Annotated in this window: 3 protein-coding genes; 1 reads left to right on the plus strand and 2 read right to left on the minus strand. The window is 75.4% G+C overall.

Features of this window, described 5'->3' with window-relative positions; translation table 11 throughout:
• Positions 1–81 precede the first annotated feature (81 nt).
• Positions 82–1,425, minus strand: coding sequence for a sugar ABC transporter substrate-binding protein (locus ABZ885_RS37350; RefSeq protein WP_360199057.1), 1,344 nt, complete (start codon positions 1,423–1,425; stop codon positions 82–84).
• 149 nt (positions 1,426–1,574) lie between these two features.
• A complete protein-coding gene (locus ABZ885_RS37355) occupies positions 1,575–2,702 on the minus strand; it encodes an aminotransferase class V-fold PLP-dependent enzyme (protein WP_360199059.1) in 1,128 nt (375 codons plus the stop codon).
• Between the two features lie 253 nt (positions 2,703–2,955).
• Between ABZ885_RS37355 and ABZ885_RS37360 the strand changes: the two genes are divergently transcribed.
• Positions 2,956–3,624, plus strand: coding sequence for a hypothetical protein (locus tag ABZ885_RS37360; protein WP_360199061.1), 669 nt, complete (start codon positions 2,956–2,958; stop codon positions 3,622–3,624).
• Positions 3,625–3,833 lie beyond the last annotated feature (209 nt).

Raw genomic sequence — 3,833 nt, forward strand, 5'->3', positions numbered from 1 at the left:
CGCCGGTGAGGACGCCGGCGACCACCGAGGCACCGGCCCGGGAGCCGGTCAGCAAGTCGTCGGCGGGGCCCGCGAGGGCGGTCATCGGACGGTGCGGCCGGTCTGCCGGCCGAGCTGCTTGGCGGCGTCCTGCAGCGCGGCGGCCGGGTCGGCGCCCTTGAGGAAGACCTGGACCTGGGCGTCGCTGGCGAGCTTGAGGGCGCGGGCGAAGTCGCCGGAGTAGTTGGTGGCGTCGGCGCCCTCGCCGAGCAGGTCGACGAAGGTCTTGAGGCCCGGCTGCCCGCCGTAGAAGGCGTTGGGCGCGGTGTACATCGGGTCGGTGTAGGCCGCGGTGAGGGCGGGGAAGACGCCGCCGGAGGTGAACATGGCGTTGACCGAGGCCGGGCGGGTGAGCGCGTACTCGACGAACTTCCAGGCGGCGACGCGGCGCGGGCTGGAGGCGGCGACGGCCAGGTGGGTGGAGTTGACGATGGCGGTGCGCCGGCCGCCGGGGGTGACGGCCGGGGGCTTGGCGATGCGCCAGTTGCCGTTCTGGTCGGGGAGTTTGGTCTCCAGGTAGTGCACGGCCCAGGCCGCGAGCGGTCCGGTGGCGATCTTGCCGCCCTTCAGCAGGTTGATCCAGCCGTGGCCGCCGGCCGCGTCGGCGATCAGGCCGGCGTCGTTGAGGCGCTTCTGGACGGTCATCGCGCGGACGGACTCGGCGGTGCCGAGGGTGATGTCGCCCTTGAGGTCGAAGTAGAAGGCGCCCTGTTGCTGCATCAGCGCCTGGAGGAAGTCGAGGTCGGGCGAGGGGGTGGCGGGCTTGTTGATGCCGAGCAGGCCGACGCCCGGGTTGGCCGCCTTGAAGCGGTCGGCGACGGCGAGCACGTCGTCCCAGGTCTGGAAGGCGGCCGGGTCGATGCCGGCCTTGTCGAACATGTCCTTGCGGTAGAAGAAGCCGAGCGCGTTCACCTCCCAGGGCAGTGCGTAGGCGTGGCCGTCCTTGCCGGTGACGACGGGCCAGAGGCCCTGGGCGAACTTGTCCTTGTGCGCGTCGGCGCCGAGGGCGGAGAGGTCGGCCAGGCCGCCGGGGAACTTCTCCAGGTAGCCGGGCAGGTAGTCGCAGCCGATGTGGAGGACGTCGGCGAGGCCCTGGCCGCCGGCCGCCAGGCCGACGGTGATCTTGTCCCAGATCGCGGGGTTGCCGACGTCCTGGACGTCGACCTTGATCCCGGGGTTGTCCTTCTCGAAGGCGGGGACGACGCCGCGCAGGGCCTCGGCGGCGGTGGTCCAGGACCAGACGGTGACCGTGCCGGTGGCGGCGTCGCCGCCCTGGGCGGTGTCGCCGCCCGAGCCGGCGCAGGCGGACAGGACGCCGCCGCCGGCGACGGCCAGCAGGCCGGCTCCGGAGGCGCGGAGCAGGTCGCGACGGGAAAGGTGTGACATTGCATTCCTCTCTGAGGGGTGGCCCGGGTCGGGGGTTCAGGGGGTTCCGTTCCGGGGGCGGCGCTACGGGGGTGGGCGTTGCGTGCGGGTGCGGGTGGGCGTTGCGTGCGGGTGCGGGTCAGCGAGTGCGCGTTGCGTGCGGGTGTGCGTCAGCAGGTGCGGGCCGCGGCGCGCAGGGCCTCGGCCAGCCGGGAGGCGGTCTCCGGCCTCGTGGTGGCATGCGGGGAGAGCCGGATCCAGTCGCAGCGCCGGGTGGTGGCCAGACCCGCCCGGGTCAGCACGTCATGGACGGCCTGCGGGTCGGCGCCGGGCAGCCGGAACCGGGCGATCCCGCTCCCGCCGGGGCCGGGGCCGCCGGCGGTCTCGGCCCCGGCCGCGCGGGCGGCGTCGAGCAGGGTGCCGAGCGCCTCACCGGCGAGGGCCTCGATCCGCCCGATCCCGACGTCGCGGACCAGCGCGAGCCCCGCGCCCAGCGCGGCGACGGCCGGACCGTCCGGATTGGTGAGGGTGTGGGCGACGGCGCCCGGCCGGGCGGGGCGCGGGTGCTCGGGCGCGTCGATCGGGTCGACGACGCCCGACCAGCCGCCGAGTCCGGGGCCGAGCAGCCCGGCCACCCGGTCGCGGACCAGCAGGAGCGCGGCACCCCAGCCGGACCGCAGCCACTTCTGGCCGCCGGCGGCGAGCACGTCCGCCGCGTCGGCGTCGAAGTCCACCGCGCCCAGCGCCTGGACCGCGTCCACCACCAGCACCCGCTCCGGCCCGATCAGCTCCTTGATCGCGGCCAGCGGCGCGCGGAACCCGGTGGCGCTGTCCACCGCGCACACCGAGACCGCGCGGACCCGCTCGTCCAGCCCGGCCCGGACGGCCTCGACGGTGACCGGGCCGTCCAGCAGCCGGACCGCCAGACCGCCGTGGCCGGCCGCCCGCAGCCACGGGTAGACGGCACCGGGGAAGTCCGCCCGGCTCACCAGCACGGTGCTCCCGGCGGGCGCGGCCGCGAAGGCGTGGGCGGCGGCGAACATGCCGTGCGAGGTGGAGCTGACGAAGGCGGTCTCGTGCGGTGCGCAGCCGAGCAGCGCCCCTGCCGTCCGGGCCGTCTCCCCCGCCGCGGCGTCCAGGGCCTCCAGCGCGGACCAGCCCTGCGTCCGGAGCACCGCCGCGGATCCGGCCAGCACCTCCTGCACCGCGGCCGACACCGGGCCGAAGCGCGCGAAGTCGAGGTACCCGGCCGGTTCGTCGAACTGCCGGAGGTACTCCGGGACCGTGCGCACCGCCATGACACCCGCCCTCTCTCTCGATCGATCGCGATTTGAACGTTCAAATCCACAAAACCCAGCAGAACCGAACAGGTCTGGCGGGGATGGGTGACAGCAAACGCTCGCCCGGGCGGCGCCGTCAAGACCTCTGCACGCCGCCGGCCCGCCCCGAGACCCTTCCGTTACCGAGGCGGCGGACCGGACCTCCGCCGGCCCGGCCCCTGACGACGGTGTGTCAGGCTGTCCACCCGACCTACCGGAGGGGATCACCACCATGCACCGCCCGAGCCGACCCGAGGACCTCGACCCCGCCGCCCGCGTCTGGGCACGCGCCGTCACCTTCGCCCTGCTCCAGGCCGCCCAGGGCGACACCGAGGGCTACTGGCTGGACGACGACGGCGTCTGGTGCGACGCCACCGCCGGCTCCTACTGGTGGCGCGTCACCGAGGTGGCCGACGGCCGGCTGGTGTTCTGCGGGCAGGACTCCGACGGCAGCGAGACTCATCTCGACGGCCGCCAGATCGACTTCCTGGCCGGCGGGCCGGACTGGCTTCCCTGGGACCAGCTGCACGAGGACGCCCGCGGCAACCTGTTCGGCTTCGTCTACTGGTCGGACGGCGACGGCTGGCAGCGCATCCCGTACCCCGACGCCCTGGACGACGACGGGCTGTCCGGGGCCGCCCTCTGGCTGGGCTCCGCCGAAGAGTTCGCCGACGAGGCGTCCTGCATCGCCGACGTCCGGCGCGCCGACCTGCCCGGGTTCACCGCCGCCCTCGACCGCTTCGTCCACCGCGCCGAGGCCCGCACCGTCGACGCCGCCCTGGTGGCCGAACTGCTGGCGGCGGCCGGCCCCGGCGGCGAGGACCGGGAGCAGCTGCAGCCCGGCGCGGCCCTGGAGGTCGCCGTCCGCGCCGGCCTCACCCGGGCCACGGCCCGGGGCTGACCGGCCACGTCCGGCCCACGCCGCCCCCTCCGGGGCCCGGAGGGGCGCGGGCCGGACACGCCCTATCGTGGGCCCATGCTCTTCGGTGACGCCCTGACGGCACGACTCCGGGCGCTCGCCACCCGGGTCCCCTTCGACCTCGCGATCCGCCCCGCCCAGACGTCCCGCTCCGGCGAGTCCACGTCCGTCCGCGGGTGCCGCGGCTNCCC

The organism is Kitasatospora sp. NPDC047058 (assembly GCF_040643935.1).
Taxonomy (GTDB): Bacteria; Actinomycetota; Actinomycetes; order Streptomycetales; family Streptomycetaceae; genus Kitasatospora.

Coding starts and splice junctions, on each gene's coding strand:
- ABZ885_RS37350 (WP_360199057.1), bottom strand. CDS start 1,425: ATGTCACACCTTTCCCGTCGCGACCTGCTCCGCGCCTCCGGAGCCGGC.
- ABZ885_RS37355 (WP_360199059.1), bottom strand. CDS start 2,702: ATGGCGGTGCGCACGGTCCCGGAGTACCTCCGGCAGTTCGACGAACCG.
- ABZ885_RS37360 (WP_360199061.1), top strand. CDS start 2,956: ATGCACCGCCCGAGCCGACCCGAGGACCTCGACCCCGCCGCCCGCGTC.